The 15239-nt window shown below is 64.2% G+C and carries 16 protein-coding genes; 14 read left to right on the top strand and 2 right to left on the bottom strand.

Translation table 11 applies throughout. The features are described from left to right. Positions 1–564 precede the first annotated feature (564 nt). Positions 565–1482 (bottom strand): hypothetical protein, encoded by a 918-nt coding sequence (locus K1X71_19635; protein ID MBX7075360.1) that lies wholly within the window; start codon positions 1480–1482, stop codon positions 565–567. A gap of 747 nt (positions 1483–2229) precedes the next feature. On the opposite strand from K1X71_19635, the gene K1X71_19630 reads away from it, so the two are divergent. The 10 genes from K1X71_19630 (at position 2230) to K1X71_19585 (ending at position 9282) form a co-directional block, all read left to right on the top strand. Next, positions 2230–3174, top strand: coding sequence for an ABC transporter ATP-binding protein (locus K1X71_19630; protein MBX7075359.1), 945 nt, complete (start codon positions 2230–2232; stop codon positions 3172–3174). A gap of 23 nt (positions 3175–3197) precedes the next feature. Then, positions 3198–4010: an ABC transporter permease gene (locus tag K1X71_19625; protein MBX7075358.1), complete on the top strand. Its 813-nt coding sequence runs from the start codon at positions 3198–3200 to the stop codon at positions 4008–4010. 35 nt (positions 4011–4045) lie between these two features. Continuing rightward, positions 4046–4642 carry an SCO family protein gene (locus tag K1X71_19620; protein MBX7075357.1) on the top strand — a complete coding sequence of 199 codons (597 nt, stop codon included), beginning with the start codon at positions 4046–4048 and terminating at the stop codon, positions 4640–4642. Between the two features lie 11 nt (positions 4643–4653). Next, complete coding sequence (locus K1X71_19615) at positions 4654–5091, top strand: DUF420 domain-containing protein (GenBank protein ID MBX7075356.1); 438 nt, start codon at positions 4654–4656, stop codon at positions 5089–5091. Between the two features lie 51 nt (positions 5092–5142). After that, positions 5143–5430, top strand: a complete 288-nt coding sequence (locus tag K1X71_19610) for a hypothetical protein (GenBank protein MBX7075355.1) — start codon at positions 5143–5145, stop codon at positions 5428–5430. Between the two features lie 20 nt (positions 5431–5450). Further along, a complete protein-coding gene (locus K1X71_19605) occupies positions 5451–5993 on the top strand; it encodes a histidine phosphatase family protein (GenBank protein ID MBX7075354.1) in 543 nt (180 codons plus the stop codon). 222 nt (positions 5994–6215) lie between these two features. Then, positions 6216–6467 (top strand): hypothetical protein, encoded by a 252-nt coding sequence (locus K1X71_19600; GenBank protein MBX7075353.1) that lies wholly within the window; start codon positions 6216–6218, stop codon positions 6465–6467. Next, entirely contained in the window at positions 6464–6898 is a 435-nt protein-coding gene (locus tag K1X71_19595; protein MBX7075352.1) for a type II toxin-antitoxin system VapC family toxin, read from the top strand. Before K1X71_19600 ends, K1X71_19595 begins: the two co-directional genes overlap by 4 nt. Before the next feature lie 636 nt (positions 6899–7534). Next, complete coding sequence (locus K1X71_19590) at positions 7535–8635, top strand: PEP-CTERM sorting domain-containing protein (GenBank protein ID MBX7075351.1); 1101 nt, start codon at positions 7535–7537, stop codon at positions 8633–8635. Positions 8636–8910: 275 nt separating this feature from the next. Next, positions 8911–9282: a hypothetical protein gene (locus K1X71_19585; GenBank protein MBX7075350.1), complete on the top strand. Its 372-nt coding sequence runs from the start codon at positions 8911–8913 to the stop codon at positions 9280–9282. A 9-nt stretch (positions 9283–9291) separates the two neighbouring features. Here the strand turns inward: K1X71_19585 and K1X71_19580 are convergent, their stop codons facing one another. Continuing rightward, complete coding sequence (locus K1X71_19580) at positions 9292–9729, bottom strand: DUF983 domain-containing protein (GenBank protein ID MBX7075349.1); 438 nt, start codon at positions 9727–9729, stop codon at positions 9292–9294. A gap of 119 nt (positions 9730–9848) precedes the next feature. Here K1X71_19580 and K1X71_19575 point away from each other — a divergent pair, with 119 nt between their 5' ends. The 4 genes from K1X71_19575 (at position 9849) to K1X71_19560 (ending at position 14549) form a co-directional block, all read left to right on the top strand. Next, positions 9849–10019: a hypothetical protein gene (locus K1X71_19575; GenBank protein MBX7075348.1), complete on the top strand. Its 171-nt coding sequence runs from the start codon at positions 9849–9851 to the stop codon at positions 10017–10019. Positions 10020–10322: 303 nt separating this feature from the next. Further along, positions 10323–12584, top strand: coding sequence for a PQQ-binding-like beta-propeller repeat protein (locus tag K1X71_19570; GenBank protein ID MBX7075347.1), 2262 nt, complete (start codon positions 10323–10325; stop codon positions 12582–12584). A 50-nt stretch (positions 12585–12634) separates the two neighbouring features. Further along, positions 12635–13690: a MoxR family ATPase gene (locus tag K1X71_19565; protein ID MBX7075346.1), complete on the top strand. Its 1056-nt coding sequence runs from the start codon at positions 12635–12637 to the stop codon at positions 13688–13690. After that, positions 13647–14549 (top strand): DUF58 domain-containing protein, encoded by a 903-nt coding sequence (locus K1X71_19560; protein ID MBX7075345.1) that lies wholly within the window; start codon positions 13647–13649, stop codon positions 14547–14549. The genes K1X71_19565 and K1X71_19560 overlap by 44 nt, the downstream gene beginning before the upstream one ends. The last annotated feature ends 690 nt before the right edge of the window (positions 14550–15239 follow it).

The following is a 15239-nucleotide window of genomic DNA, read 5'->3' as shown; positions in this document are numbered from 1 at the left end:
GAACTTGGCCGCCGCCAGGCGACTGAGGCCGGCCGAGACGAGGGTCACGATCTGACGTTTCTTTTCGTCGTCGAGAGCGGGCGGTCGTGGCATGGTGAAACTCGCTGCGGCCGAGTCATGGACATGCGAAACAGTGAACATCAGTACATTAGCAAATAGTTGGCCCAAAAAGCAACGAAAATTTTGGGAAGAGGGAAGAAAAAAACCGCCGAGACGCAGAGGCGCGGAGAGGGGAGGGAGCAGGTGATAAGTGGAGCAGTGGAGCAGGTGAGGCAGCGCGGTGGCTGCGGCACGGTGGGGCGCGGGGGAAACAGCGAACTGAATTGCAACGAAAACACGAAAACAGGGGGGTGGACTCCGATAACCCCTCTCCGACAACGAATGCGAAGCGGGATTCTGTTTTTCAAAACGCTTGATGTGTCACGGCTTGCGCCGCGGCACTCGCGCGGGAGAGGCGAAAGGGTTTTCGGAGTTTTCGGAATGGAGTGGCGATTCGTGGCCAGTGGCGAGAAGCAGGACGAACCGCCGAGACGCGGAGGAAGGAGAGAAAACGTGCCGCGGCCCTTAAGCTGGCGAACCGCGGCTGTGGGATCGCCAGCGGACCAGCGGCAGCGCTAGCGCGGCGAAGAGGGCCAGCGCCAGCGACGCCGGCTCGGGAATCGTATAGATGAAGGGCTGGTCATTGTATTCGCCGACGATGCGGTTGCCCGAGATGCCGTTGAAGTGATGGCCCCCCATGAATTCCAACTCGACATCAAAGGGATGTGTATAGGTCGAGCCGTCGTGGATAAAACTGGCGATGAGCGCACCAGCATTAGCGCTGGTGTAGCCCACGATGTTGTCGCCGTCGATGCCGTAGGCGATTGTGGAACCGGCCCCCATGAACAGCGGGTCGTCCAGCGTGGTGTAGGTCGTGCCATCGAAGAGGAAACCGTGGAATATCCCCTGGTTGTCCGTATAATTACCCACGATTTGATTGCCATCGATTTGGCGCGGCCGCGTACTGCTAGCTCCCGGAAAAGCAATCGTGGTATACGAAGTCCCATTGAAAAGAAAACCATGAGACTTATTCGACGCGTCGATATATTGGCCCACGATGTTATTTCCATCAATCCCCCAAGCGTTTGTGCCGTTGACGCCCAAGGGATGGCTAATCGTGGTATATGTGCTGCCGTCGTAGAGAAATCCGCGTCCGCCTTGCAATCCCGCCGTGTACCAGCCGACGATCTTGTTGCCTGATATATCGTGTGCGGCTGTTGAGCCGCCGCCGGGCGGCTGGATGACCTTATAGGTGTTGCCGTCGTAGAGGAACCCTTGCTGACCGAACGACTCGCCGACGACATATTTGCCTTCCACACCATAGGCGATGCCGCCCGAAGAGCCAAAAGGCTTTAGAAACTGGATGCTGCCAGCGTGGGCCAGCGGAGCGCCAACGGCGCCGGCGATCAGCGCCAGAGAGAGGGCCCAAGGAGACAATCGCATTAGCCGACCTCCGCGACGAGAAAAAGACACTCGCGGGGCGACGAACGAAAAAAACGCCCGCGCCCCATGACGTCCTAGCGCTCGGCGGCTAGCCTACGGCGCCGGCGGTGGGGGTTCAAGCGCGCGGGGAAGAAAACCGCAGAGGCGCGGAGACGCGGAGGGGGGAGAATAGTGGCAAGAGAAAGCCCCCTCATCCGGCCTATCGGCCACCTTCTCCCCCTGCTGCGCTTCGCTGCGCGGGGGCGAAGGCCGAAGTCGGCTCGCGCGTAGTTCGGCATGTCCACGCCGAAGCGTGGACATGGCACGCAGTTAGGGCGAAGAAGAACGCAAGAAAAATGCCCCCCTCACCGCGACCTGCGGTCGCTGCCTCTCCCCCTACTGCGCTTCGCTGCGTGGGGGCGAGGCGGAAGAGAGGGAGCGAAGCCTAGGGCGTCGCCCTAGGGATTCGTGACACGGACAATGCGTACCTGGGGTGGCGCTAGCGCTGACGCCAGGCTACGGTGCTTGCTTCGCTGCGCGAGGGGCGAGGCGGAAGAGGAGACGAACCGCAGAGACGCGGAGGCGCAGAGGGGGAATTGTGGGGAGGAAGAAGAAACACAAAGCCGCCAAGGCGCAGAGGAGGGGGGAGAATGGCTGGTGGTTAGGAAAGACCGAGCAAGAGGCTGGGGATTAGGCATGCGCGGGGCGGGGGCAATCGGGTAGATTCAAGCGAGCACCGCTGTTTGAATCTTCATTGCGCGATCTGTTATGCCCGAGCGTTATGCCATCGAGATTGCCGGGGTCAGTCATCGCTATGGTCAGCGACTGGCGCTGGCCGATCTGTCGCTGGCGATCGAGCCGGGGGAGATCTTTTGTCTGCTGGGGCCTAACGGCAGCGGCAAGACGACGTTGTTTCGGCTGGTGTCGACGCTCGTGCCGCTGCGCGCGGGCGCGATTCGCGTGTTCGGCCATGATGTGACGACCGAGGCGGCACGGGTGCGGCAGTCGATTGGCGTGGTGTTCCAGTCACCGAGCGTCGACAAAAAGCTGACGGTCGAGGAGAACATTCGCTATCGCGGCGAACTGTATGGCCTGACCGGCGCCGCGCTGCGCGAGCGGGCGGGCGAGATGATGCGGCGGCTGGGCATTGCCGATCGGGCGCGCGATCGCGTGGAGACTTTGTCGGGGGGGCTGAAGCGGCGCGTGGAGTTGGCGGGGGGCCTGTTGCATCGGCCGCGCGTGCTGCTGTTGGACGAGCCGAGCACGGGACTGGACCCGGCGGCGCGGAGCGAGATGTGGAGCTATCTCGGTTCGCTGGCGCGAGAGCAGGGAGTGACCATCGTGGCGACGACGCACCTGCTGGAAGAGGCGGAACGCGCCGACCGCATCGCCATTTTGGACGAAGGGAAGCTGGTGGCGCTCGACACGCCCGCCGCGCTCAAGGGGGGGGTGGGGGGCGACACGGTGACGATTGTGACCGCTGACGCGGCCGACCTGGCGCGGCAGATTGGCGAGCGGTTTGAACTGAGCGCGCAGGTGGTCGATGGCGCGGTGCGATTGGAGTTGCCCGAAGGTCACGCCTGGATTGCGCGGCTGGTTGAGGCGTTTCCGGGGCGCGTGCGATCGATCACGTTGAGTCAGCCGACCTTGGAGGACGTGTTCATTCGCAAGACGGGGCGGCGGTTTTGGGGCGAGCGCGAGGAGGCGGCATGAAGCGCGACACGACGCCCGAGAGCATGGCGGAGGAAGCGACCGCGGCGCCAAGCGGCTGGCTGGCGGCGCAAAGCCTGGCGCGGCGCGAGTTGGTGCGATTCTTTCGGCAGCCGAACCGCGTGTTTGGCGCGCTGGGACAACCGATCTTGTTTTGGATCTTCTTTGCCGTGGGTTTGGGACCGAGCTTTCGCGCGCCGGGCGCCGAAGGGGTGAGTTACGGGCAGTTTTTCTTTCCGGGCACGGTGGCCTTGATCGTGCTGTTCACGGCGATCTTCACCACGATCAGCGTGATCGAAGACCGCAAGGAAGGTTTTTTGCAGGGGGTGCTGGTGTCGCCGGCGCCGCGCTGGTCGATGGTGCTGGGCAAGGTGGGGGGCGGGGCGTTGATCGCGCTGTTCGAGGGGGTGTTGTTTTTGGCGCTGGGCTGGGTGATTGGCGTGCGGCCGGCGCCGATCGGCTTTTTGCTGGCGGTGTTGTTTTTGTTTTTGATTGCGCTGGAGCTGACCGCGCTGGGCTTTGTGTTTGCCTGGCGGACCGATTCGACGCAGGGCTATCACGCCGTGATGAGCTTGCTGCTGTTTCCGATGTGGCTGTTGTCGGGGGCGTTCTTTCCGGCAGAGTCGACCTGGCTTGCCTGGATCGTGCGGCTGAATCCGCTGACGTACGGCGTGGCGGGCTTGCGGCGCTTGCTGTATTGGGGGACCGAAAATCCGCCGCTGGCGCCCGGCTTGCCAAACATGGCGGTCTCTTGGACGATGACACTATTGGCGGCCGCGCTGTTTTTTGGCGCCGCCGTGTGGGTCACCACCCGCCCGACCAAGGCCGAGTTGGCCTAAGTGGGCGCGGGCAAGCGCGCCGGGAGCGATGGCTAATGCGATCGGGAATGCTGGCATTTTGGGGATTGGTGCTGCTGTTGTTGGCGGGGTTGATGGGGGTGCGGCAGTATCAGCACCGTTCGCCCCGCCAGCAGGCGGCGGCCGCCGCCGCGACCGCCGAGCGCCGCGTGGTCGATTTTTCGCTCACCGAGCGCAGCGGCCGCACCATCACCAGCGACGATCTGGCGGGCAAGGTGTGGGTGGCCGGGTTCTTCTTTTCCAACTGCCCCGGCGTGTGCCTCAAGCTCAATCAGGCGATGGCGCAGTTGCAAAAAGAGACGGCCGACACCGACGTGCAGTTGGTGAGCATCACGGTCGATCCAGAGCACGACACGCCCGAGCGGCTGACCGAGTACGCTGTGCGCTTCAACGCCGATCCGGATCGCTGGTGGTTTTTGACCGGTCCGATGCCGGAGATACAGCGCTTGGCCGAGGAGAGCTTTGCGGTGTCGGCCATGCCGGGGACGCATAGCGAGCGGTTGATGATTATCGACCGCACGGGGCGGGTGCGGGCGAGTTTTCGGGGCAGCGAGGAGGCGCAGATCGTGGAGCTGAAGCACAAGCTGGCCGACATCGTGAAGGAGTCGACTTGAGCCCCCTGCCGCTGGCGCAAGGTTGGGTGGAGCAGTTGCCGGCGCTGAACGCCAGTTTGAACTTGTTGGCCACCGTACTGCTGGTGACGGGCTACGTGCTGATCCGGCAACATCGCGAGGCGGCGCACAAACGGGCGATGCTGGCCGCGTTTGGGGTGTCGACCGTGTTCTTGGTTTCGTACCTCATTTATCACAACGCGGCGGGGCATGTGCGGTTCACTGGGCCGCAGCCGGCGCGCACGATTTATCTGGTGATCTTGCTGACGCATATCGTGCTAGCGGCGCTGGTGCCGTTTCTGGCGGTCGGCACGATTTATCTTGGGCTGGCGGGCCGCCTGGCGGCGCACCGGCGGCTGGCGCGCTGGACGCTGCCGATCTGGTTGTACGTATCCATTACGGGGGTGGTGGTTTACGTCATGCTGTACCAGCTCTACCCGGCGAGCGGATAAACAGGTAGTATTTTGGTTGCACGCCAAGGTCTTAACGAGGAGGCATCTCGCATGTGCCCGCGCCACGCCAAGTTTTGGAAGCAGGTCGCCGTGATGGCGGCAACTTTGATGTTGCTGTTGGCGTTGGCCCCGCTGGCCGAGGCCTGCCCGCAGTGCCAAAAGGCGCTGGCCGGGTCGAACGGCGGCGTGGGGGGGCGGATCGTGCAGGGCTACATGTGGAGCATCCTGTTCATGCTGAGCATGCCGTTTGTGCTGCTGGGGAGCATGTCGACCTATTTCTATATGCTGGTGCGCCGCGCGCGGCGCGAGCAGGCCGCCGCGCAACTGGCGACCGCTTAATTGCTGGCGGCCTAACCGTAGTGCGCATCGGGCTGATTCGTCACTTTCCGGTTGAACAGCCACTGCCGACCGGCTGGAACACGGCCGCCGACCTGATCGATTGGCTGGCGCGGTACGACCAGTCGAAGGCCATTGTCACCGAGGCCGACCTGGGCGGCGGTGGCTGGCAGGCGTGCCTGGCCAGCGACTTGCCGCGAGCCATGTTCACCGCGCACACGATCTATCGCGGCGAGATCGAGAGCTGCGCGCTGTTGCGTGAACAGGGGTTTGCGAAGTTCAACACCGGCAACCTGCGCCTGCCGGTGTGGGTGTGGCAATGGGTGGTGCGCGCGGCCTGGCTGACGGGGCATCGCTCGCAGCGCGACAGTCGCGAGGAGTTTTTGCGGCGCGTGCTGGCGGCGGCCGACCGGCTGTGCGCGCAAGATTGCGACACGCTGGTGGTCTCGCATGCGGGGATGATGGCGGCACTGAGCGCGGAACTACGGCGCCGCGGATTTGCGGGGCCGAAGCTGCGGATCGCAAAACACGCCACGGTGTATACGTATGAGCGGGGCGTGGGGTGACGCGCACGGCCGGTCGTCGGCGGCGGCTTTGGCGGAACGTCATGCGCGGAGCGTAGCTCAACCTGGCTAGCGCGCTTGACTGGGGGTCAAGCGGTCGGCGGGTTCAGCCTGGGTATGTGCCGAGAGCAATTCCCGCGTATCGCAGGCGCTGCCTGTGGTAGAATTCTGTAAACAACCGCAAGCGGCTGCCCCCATGAAACCGTGCCGCGAGGAGAACACACGATGTCAACTGATGAGCTTCATCTAGACGAACAGACGCTCGCGCGAGCCAGACGCCTGGCGCAGGAAAGAAATGTTTCCGTCGCAGCGATCGTGTCCGAGGCGATCGAGCGGTTTTCGATCGCGCCGAGCGAACCTTCGCACGGCAAAGACATCATCGGCGCGTTTTCTGACTGCGCCGAACTGTTGGACAAAATCGTCGAAGAAGCCTACCAAGCCCGCGAGCGGTACCCGCTTCGGCAGAAGTCCGAATGAAGCGGTCCATTCTCGACACCGATATCTTCTCGGAAGTCATCAAGGGGCGAAATGCCGCTGTGGCCGCCACGGCCAAGAACTACCGCGCGGCATTTACTCAGTTCACGATCTCGGCCATCACGGTGATGGAAATCGTGCAAGGGCTGCACAAGAAGGGGCCGGCGTCCAGCATCCAGCAATTTCTGGAATTGGCGGACGCCTCGGAGATTCTCGACTTCGATCGGCCGGCTGCCGAGCTGGCGGGCCGCATCTTTGCCGACCTGGAGCGAACCGGGCAGCCGATTGGCCGCGCCGATCCGATGATCGCCGGCATCGCCCTGCATCACGGTCTGGTGCTGGTCACGGCGAACACCAACCACTTCCAGCGCATCTCCGAGCTGCGCTATCCGTTGCAACTAGAGAACTGGCGGGAAGCCCCGGCAATCTCTTGATGCTCTGAGCCGTGGTTGGCTTGCAACGGCAAGGGCGGCCGTCCGATCGTGATGCGCGCCACAAGGTGTTGCGTGTTGCGGCGCCGCCGGCGGTCGCGGAGCGGAGTTGCGGATCGCAAAACACGCCACGGTGTACACCTACGAGAGGAGCGGGGGTGAGGGCGCGGGGAGGCTGCAAAGTTGCCCTGCTGGGACGGGGATTCGCGGATTGGCAGGCCGGCTTGCGAAGGCTTCCGCGAGCGCTTCCAAATTTGCTAGACATTGGGTGGGCATATCGCTAGAGTGGTCGGCAATCGGGGCGCGATCCCGAGCCGACGCCAGAATTCGGAGGGGCGGCGTCGGAACAGGATCGGCACAAACGCCGTGTCGAGCCCCCTTCACACTTGAGCCATAGCTAATGAGCGAACTGCGGCTGCCGGCCCGTTGGTCGCCGCTTGGCTCGCCTCGCGTGCGCTAACGTTCGGCGCTCTTCTCGCGCTCACCGCTATTGGCCCTTGCGCCTGGCGGCCCGTTGATGATTTCAACCGGCCGCTGGCTACCTCTGGGCAGCGCGATCGCGCGAACACAGATTTTTTCTGGCCGTCGATGTTTTGATCGATGCGCCAAGGTCTCACAGTCTCCATCGAGGATTATGTTATGAAATCCACTACTTCCGTATCGAGCAGGCCGTACTTGTTGGAATTGCGCCCTTGGCGCGGCATTGCCCGCAGCCTGGTTTTTGTCGCTGGCTTGCTTGTCTGGCAATGGTCTGCCGACCACTGCGTCGCCAATCCTTGGGTCCCCATCGTCAACCCGGTGACCCCCGATGTCGGCAACACGGTGCCGCCGCCGAAGCTCGTGCCGGGCAAAGATTTTTCCGACATTCGCGATCGCGACGCGGCGGGCGTCTTCGATCTGGAGCAGGTCGTCGCTTGGGACGGCAGCGGCGGCGTGCGCGATTCGTTCGACTACAGCGGCAGCCGGACGTTTTATCCGCCAGACACCGGAGTGGACGGAATTTCCGCCGGCGGCGACGCGCTGTTTCAGGCTTTGCGCGACGATCAATCGGCGCTGTTGTTTTCGGCGGAGGGGGATTCGCGGGTGCTTTATGTTCGGCCGACGAGCAACCCCAACGCCACGCCCGGCTTTGGCGTGTGGGCCACCGCCACCGATCTTGACGCGACCAACCCGCCGATCGATGTGGACGGCCTGGAGGTTTGGGGGGGCGACAACAACGACGACACCGACCGCTACTCGCTGGCGGGCGATCCGTTCGCGCAATTTCCCGCTGCGCCGCAGAAGGTGGCGATCTGGAACTACAACGTAGGATCGGGCACGAGCGTTGCGCACACCTTCACCACTCATCTGGCCGCCGCCATGGACTTGCAATACGGCGGCATCGGCGAGGGAGGCGCCTTGTGGAGTCAACTGGTCGAGCAGATGGATGTGGACGCCATCATGACTTATGGAAAGCAGGTCACCTTCAGTATTCGGCCGATTGATTTGAGCCAGATTGATCCGGCGCTACCCAACTTGGACGGCGGCGAGATCTTTCTCTACGACGACGCGACCAGCCCGACGAAGTTTTTGATTCAAGGCGGCTACACCTGGGACACGGCGCTGGACGTCAAGGGAACCTTTGGCACGACGACGGAAAATATCGACGCGCTAGAAGCGGTGTCGGTGCCGGAACCGGGGGGCCTGACCTTGCTGGTGGCGGGAGCGCTGGGGCTATTTTGGTATTCGCGGCGACGGTGAGAGACGGTGAGACGGCGCTAGCGCTGCATCACAATGCGTACCTGGGGCGGCGCTGCGCTGGCCCCAGGCTACGGTGCGGGGATGGCGCATGGCCGAACGCGTTGCGGTCGCCGCAGTCGTATGCCCTCGCGCGGTTCTCCACGCGGCGGTGCGATGCCGCGCGAGGGCCTGCTTTTGGTCCACGCGGCAATATCGCGAGCGTCGGGCGCGAGTTGTGCTAACATGCCGCACGAGGGGCGGGGGATGTTGGCACTTACTCACTGGGGGTGTAGGCGATGTGGCTTTTCACCAGGTACGGTTTTTATAGCGCGGTGTGCGCGCGGCAAGGCAACGGCGGAGATTGCGAGCCGATCGACGTCGACACGATCATGGTGCGCGCGCGGCGCAAGGAGCATCTGACGGCGCTACAAGCGCGGTTTGCCGAACTGCTGGGGGGGCAGGAGATTCGCGAGTATGTCGGCACCGACTACGCCTACCGCTGGTTTGTGCCCAAGGAAACTTGGACCACGGTGGTGACGGAACTGACGCGCGAGTTGGACTACAGCAACTTCAAGTCGGAGGTGGCGCGTCACCTGGGGCGCGCGGGGGCGGAATACGAAGACGCGCTGCACGACGTATGGAGCGTGATGTACCGCTTGCAGAGGTGACGGAGGGCTTCAGCGAGGGGTTTTTTCGCTGGCCTCCCCCCCCTCGGGCAGCCAGTGGTCGCGGGCGCTGGCCGGGTCCCAAAAGGTGTCGAAGCCCATCCACAGGCTGCGGGCGTAGCGAAAGAACCAGAGCGGGAAGAGCACGCAAAACGCCGTCAGCGCCCAGATCATGCGGTCGGGCGAAAAGTCGAACGCGAAGAAGCCGATGAAAAAGCTGGCCGTGACGATCAAGGCGGTCAGCCCGTAGTTGAAGTAGATCGAGCCGAGAAAGTAGCCCGGCTCGCGCTGGAACTGATAGCCGCAAAAGTCGCAGCCGGCGCGCATGCGGAACCAGCCGTCGAACAGCTTGCCACGGCCGCAGATGGGGCAGCGCAGGCGCAGCGCGCGGAGGATGGTACGCGGGTAGCTGCGCTTGGCGTGCGGGTCGGCGGTGGGGGGGGTAGTCATCGCGGGCAAGAGTTGGCGGGGAATCGGGCGTTGAGCCGGGAGAAAGGTCAGCGTACGATTTTGACTCGCGGGGAGCTATCCCTTGGCGTGGCAGTCAATAACCGGCGGCGGCGAGACGAATGCAGTTCATTGGGCGCGTGTTGCAGATGGTGGGATTGGGGTTGCCGCCGCTGTCGATCGTTTTGCAGCTTCAACAGACGATCGACGTGCGCACCATGCTGGTGATGCTGGTGTCGGGGGTCTGCGCCTTCTACCTGGGGCGGATCGTCGAGGGATACGCCGCCAAGTAGCGCGGTCAAGCGGGCGTCTGAATGTCCGGCAGTGTCCACCGGCGACGTGGAGCGCTGTTCCGCTAAACCGCGTGCGGGTCTATATTTGCGGTTAGCCGCGTTGACCCTTTGGCAGGCGCCGCAAGGATATGGCTACTGTGGCGAAGCGCTTGCCGAGCGGCGGCGCGCGCGACGGAGCGAACGCACGGACCATATTCATCCAGGCGCGGCCATTGAACTGGCAGCCAGCGTTTGGCTGGCGCTGTCAGTCTGCCGCTGGTCGGCCGGGCTCAGGGACCGCTCGGAGCGGAGTAGATCGGGAGCATGACTCGAGAAGAAAAACGCTCGGGACCGATGCTCAGCGGCGCAGCGGGCCGTTGCTTTTGCTGGGCCGCCGCGCTGGCGGCGCTGGTGACCTGCCTGACGGCGAGCGGCGCCAGGGGGCAGTTTCAGATCTCGAACCGCTATGAGCTATCGGAAGCGGTCTACCTCGACGAGATCGACAACGCGGGCAAGACGCATCTGACGCAGTTCAACACGCTTTTGGAAGCGGGCCAGTGGGGCGAAGCGCTGGACGCCTTGCGCCAGCTTGACGAATCGAACGGCGACCGGCTGATCGACGTTGGCGAGCGGCGCTACATCAGCGTGAGCGACTATTGCCAGCAGCGACTTTGCGCGGCGCCCGCCGAGGCGCTGGAATTGTATCGACAAGCGGCCGACCCGATTGCGCGGGCGTGGTGGGAACAAGGCCAGGCGGCGCGCGACGAGGCGCTGCTGTGGAAGGTGGTGGAGGAGACTTTTGCCAGCCGCTCGACCGACGACGCGCTGGCGCTGTTGGGCGAGTTGGCGCTGGAGCGCGGCGACCATAGCGGCGCGCGGCGGGCATGGCAGATGATTCTGCCGACCGCCGAGCGGGTGGGGGCGGCGACGGCGAACAGCGTGGTCGACACGCTGCTGGTTTACCCCGATACCGAGCTATCGAAGGCCGAGATCAACGCGCGGCTGGTGCTGGTATCGATATTGGAAGGGCGCGCCGAGCGGGCGCAGCGCGAGTTGACCGACTACCGCGCGCGGTATGGCGACGCCGCCGGCGTATTGGCGGGGCGGCAAGGCAAGTTCGCCGATTTGCTGGAGGCGACACTGGCCGCCAGCAGCGCCTGGTCGGCCGAGCCGGTCGGCGGCGACTGGCCGACGTTCGCCGGCAACGCGCGGCGCAGCCGAGTGGCGCGGCACGCGGTCGACCTGGGCGCCAAGGCGTGGCAGGCGCCGCTGACGGAAGTGGCGGCGAGCGAGGTGATGGTGCTCTCGACCGGGCCGATGGTGCGGCGCGTGACCGCCACGCGGCCCGTGATCGGCAAGCAGCACAGGCTGTTGAGCTATCATCCGCTGGTGGTGGATGACCTGGTGCTGGTCAACACCAGCGACCAGATCATGGCCTACGAGCTGGCGACGGGAAAGCCGGCCTGGGGCTCCGAAGATGGCGTGATCCATCGCGACTCGACGCCCAACAGTCCGCTGCGGCGGTCATTCTACAACACGCAGTCGATCGTTCCGCGCTATTCGATGACCGCCGACCGACATCGGCTGTACGCGCGGCTGGGTTCGCCGCTCACCTCCACGGTGAGCGATCCGGTCAGCGACGAGCGGCGCGGCTATCTGGCGTGCCTGGATTTGCAGGCGCAGGGGCGGTTGTTGTGGAAGATTTTTCCGGAGGAGGAGAAGTTCGCCTTCGAGGGGGCGCCGGTCGTCGCCGGCGACAAGCTGTATGTGGCGCTGCGCCGCAGCGACGTGCGCCCGCAGGCGCATGTGGCCTGTTACGACGCCGACACGGGGCGGCAGCTTTGGCGGCGGTATGTCGCTTCGGCCGAGACCACGGCGCGCGGACAGATGGACGAGGCGACCAGCAACCTGCTCACGCTCGACGGCGAGTTTTTGTATCTCAACACCAACCTGGGGGCGGTGGCCAAACTGTCGACGCGCGATGGGCATTTGGAATGGGCGCGCGTGTACCGGCAGCAACAGGTGGGAGACCTGAGCCAGCCCCACACCTATCTGCAGCGCGATCTGACGCCGTGCGTGATTGACGAGGGGCGCGTGTTCGCCGCGCCGTCGGACAGCGAACGCATTTACGCCTTGAGCGCCGAGACCGGCGCGCTGCTCTGGGACACGCGCTACACGCCCGACGCGATCCACCTGCTGGGGGTGGCGGCGGGATCGCTGGTGGCCAGCGGCGAGCGGCTGTATTGGATCGACGTGGAAAGCGGCAAGCTGGTGCGCGGCTGGCCCGACGGCGAATCGCCGCGCGGGTTTGGCCGCGGGGTATTGGCGGGGAGCCTGATCTATTGGCCCACGCGGACCGCGATCTTTGAGTTCGATCAGGCCAGCGGCGAGTTGCGGCGCAGCATCGACCTGCGCGGCCGCGACGAGACGGCCACGGGCGGCAACCTGCTGATCGCCGATCGCCTGCTGTTGATTGCCGGGGCCAACCGTTTGACCGCTTTTGGCGAAGCGAACACGCCGCCCGACGGCGACCGCACCGCCGCGCGCGAGACGCCGGCCGCGGCCGAGCCGGGCAAGTCGCCGTAGTTTTGAGATGCCGTTTTTTTCGCCACCTTTAGACCCCACGGATGATTGCGATGCCTTTCGACAGCGATGTTCAAGCCGTGCAAAAGCTTCATCAGGCGTGCGATCGCATTCGCCACGAACTGAGCAAGGTGATCGTGGGGCAAGAGACCGTGATCGAAGAATTGCTGGTGGCGCTGTTCGCGCGTGGCCACGCCTTGCTGGTGGGCGTGCCGGGGCTGGCCAAGACGCTGATGATTCGCACCCTGGCCGACAGCCTGACGCTCTCGTTCAATCGCATTCAATTCACGCCCGACCTGATGCCGTCGGACATCACCGGCACCGAGGTGATTCAAGAAGATCGCATCTCGGGGACGCGGGCGTTCAAGTTTTTGCCGGGGCCGATCTTCGCCAATGTCATTCTGGCCGATGAGGTGAACCGCACACCGCCCAAGACGCAGGCCGCGCTACTGGAGGCGATGCAAGAGTATCAGGTGACGGTGGGAGGCACGCGGCATCGGTTGGCCGAGCCGTTCTTTGTGCTGGCAACGCAGAACCCGATTGAGCAGGAGGGGACGTATCCCTTGCCCGAGGCGCAGCTTGACCGCTTCATGTTCAACGTGTTTGTCGACTACCCGAGCGAAGACGAAGAGCTGGAGATTGTGCGGCGCACCACGACCGACACGGGGGCCGAGATCGTGCGCACGTTGTCGGCCGAGGAAATTTTGACTTTGCAGATGATCGTGCGCCGCGTGCCGGTGGCCGAGCATGTGATGCGCTACGCGCTGAAGCTGACGCGGCTGACACGGCGCGAGCAGGGAGACGTGCCCGACTTTGTCCGCGACTATGTGAGCTGGGGGGCGGGGCCGCGAGCGAGCCAATACCTGGTGCTGGGGGCCAAGGCGCGGGCGGTGCTGCACGGCCGCTTCTTCGCCGACACGAGCGACGTGCGGGCGGTGGCGCTGCCGGTGCTGCGGCATCGCGTGATGACCAACTTCAACGCCGAGGCCGAGGGGATCGGCCCCGACGACATCATTGAGCGGCTGATCGATTTGATCCCGGCCGACGAACCCGAAGAAGCGGCGCGTGGAAAACTACCAGAAGTATTTAAGTCCGCAGACGCTGGCTAGCATCCAGGGTTTGGAGCTGCGCGCGCGCCTGATCGTGGAGGGCTACGTTTCTGGCGTGCATCACAGCCCTTACCACGGACTGTCCATCGAGTTCGCCGAGCATCGCGAGTATGTGCCCGGCGACGACCTGCGCTACGTGGATTGGAAGGTGTTTGGCAAGACCGACAAGGTGTACCTGAAGCAGTTCGAGACCGAAACGAACCTGGTGACCTATCTGGTGCTCGACACCAGCGAGAGCATGCGCTACCAGAGCAGCGGCGCGGCGCTATCCAAGCTGGAATACGCCAAGACCGCCGCCGCGGCGCTGGCCTACCTGGTGTTGCAGCAGCAAGACTCGATCGGCCTGGCGACCTTCGATAGCGAACTGCGGACGGTGGTGCGCCCCAGCAGCAACTCGTCGCACCTCAAGCAAATTCTGCACGTCATGGAAGAAACTGCCCCGCAGCGCAAGACCGCCACCGGCGCCATCTTGCACGACCTGGCCGAGCGGTTCAAAAAGCGCGGGCTGGTGGTGGTGTTCAGCGATTTGTTCGACAACCTGACGGCCACGCTCGCGGGGCTGAAGCATTTGCGGCACCGGCGGCACGACGTGATTGTGTTTCACGTGCTCGACCCGGCGGAGCTCGATTTTCCGTTCGAGCGGGTGACGCTGTTCAAGGGGATGGAGCAATTGCCGGAGGTGGTGGCCGATCCGCGTTCGATCCGCAAGGCGTACCTGGAGGAGTTTGGCAAGTTTGTGCGGAGCGTGGAGTTGGGTTGCCGGCATCAGCGGATCGACTATGTGCAACTGCGGACCGATCAGCCGCTCGATCTGGCGCTATCGAGTTATTTGGCTTCGAGAATGGCGAAGGCGAAGTAGGGGTTAGGGGTTAGGGAAGAAGCGGAACCGCAGAGACGCAGAGAGGAGAAGGAAAGAAAGGTCGAGAACAGGTGGCAAGCCGAGCACAAGAGGTGAGTTGAGTTCGGCCTTCTCCCGCTGGGAGAAGGTGGCCGAAGGCCGGATGAGGGCGTTTGGACAAGACGAAGACCCCCTCACCCGCGGCCTGCGGCCTTGCCCTCTCCCCCTGCTGCGCGGGGGCGAGGGGGAAGAAAGCGGCTCACGCAGAGACGCCAAGACGCGGGGAGGAGAAGGAAAGAAAGGTCGAGAACAAGTGGCAAGCCGAGCGCAGGAGGTGAGTTGAGTTCGTCCTTCTCCCTCTGGGAGAAGGTGGCCGAAGGCCGGATGAGGGCGTTTGGACAAGACGAAGACCCCCTCACCCTCGGCCTGCGGCCTTGCCCTCTCCCCCTGCTGCGCGGGGGCGAGGGGGAAGAGGAACCGCAGAGGCGCGGAGACGCAGAGAGGAGAAGGAAAGAAAGGTCGAGAACAGGTGGCAAGCCGAGCACAAGAGGTGAGTTGAGTTCGGCCTTCTCCCTCTGGGAGAAGGTGGCCGAAGGCCGGATGAGGGCGCTCGGACAAGACGAAGACCCCCTCACCCTCGGCCTGCGGCCTTGCCCTCTCCCCCTGCTGCGCGGGGGCGAGGGGGAAGAGGAACCGCAGAGGCGCGGAGAC

This window comes from Pirellulales bacterium, assembly GCA_019694455.1.
In the GTDB taxonomy this organism is placed as follows: Bacteria; Planctomycetota; Planctomycetia; order Pirellulales; family JAEUIK01; genus JAIBBY01.
The sequence above is the reverse complement of the archived record's forward strand: the minus strand, read 5'-3'. Positions and strand labels throughout refer to the sequence as shown.

Excerpts from the sequence above, each read along its gene's own strand:
- K1X71_19610 (MBX7075355.1), top strand. The coding sequence starts at position 5,143 with ATGTGCCCGCGCCACGCCAAGTTTTGGAAGCAGGTCGCCGTGATGGCG.
- K1X71_19585 (MBX7075350.1), top strand. The coding sequence starts at position 8,911 with ATGTGGCTTTTCACCAGGTACGGTTTTTATAGCGCGGTGTGCGCGCGG.
- K1X71_19580 (MBX7075349.1), bottom strand. The coding sequence starts at position 9,729 with ATGACTACCCCCCCCACCGCCGACCCGCACGCCAAGCGCAGCTACCCG.
- K1X71_19630 (MBX7075359.1), top strand. The coding sequence starts at position 2,230 with ATGCCCGAGCGTTATGCCATCGAGATTGCCGGGGTCAGTCATCGCTAT.
- K1X71_19625 (MBX7075358.1), top strand. The coding sequence starts at position 3,198 with ATGGCGGAGGAAGCGACCGCGGCGCCAAGCGGCTGGCTGGCGGCGCAA.
- K1X71_19620 (MBX7075357.1), top strand. The coding sequence starts at position 4,046 with ATGCGATCGGGAATGCTGGCATTTTGGGGATTGGTGCTGCTGTTGTTG.
- K1X71_19635 (MBX7075360.1), bottom strand. The coding sequence starts at position 1,482 with ATGCGATTGTCTCCTTGGGCCCTCTCTCTGGCGCTGATCGCCGGCGCC.
- K1X71_19600 (MBX7075353.1), top strand. The coding sequence starts at position 6,216 with ATGTCAACTGATGAGCTTCATCTAGACGAACAGACGCTCGCGCGAGCC.
- K1X71_19590 (MBX7075351.1), top strand. The coding sequence starts at position 7,535 with ATGAAATCCACTACTTCCGTATCGAGCAGGCCGTACTTGTTGGAATTG.
- K1X71_19575 (MBX7075348.1), top strand. The coding sequence starts at position 9,849 with ATGCAGTTCATTGGGCGCGTGTTGCAGATGGTGGGATTGGGGTTGCCG.
- K1X71_19565 (MBX7075346.1), top strand. The coding sequence starts at position 12,635 with ATGCCTTTCGACAGCGATGTTCAAGCCGTGCAAAAGCTTCATCAGGCG.
- K1X71_19595 (MBX7075352.1), top strand. The coding sequence starts at position 6,464 with ATGAAGCGGTCCATTCTCGACACCGATATCTTCTCGGAAGTCATCAAG.
- K1X71_19570 (MBX7075347.1), top strand. The coding sequence starts at position 10,323 with ATGACTCGAGAAGAAAAACGCTCGGGACCGATGCTCAGCGGCGCAGCG.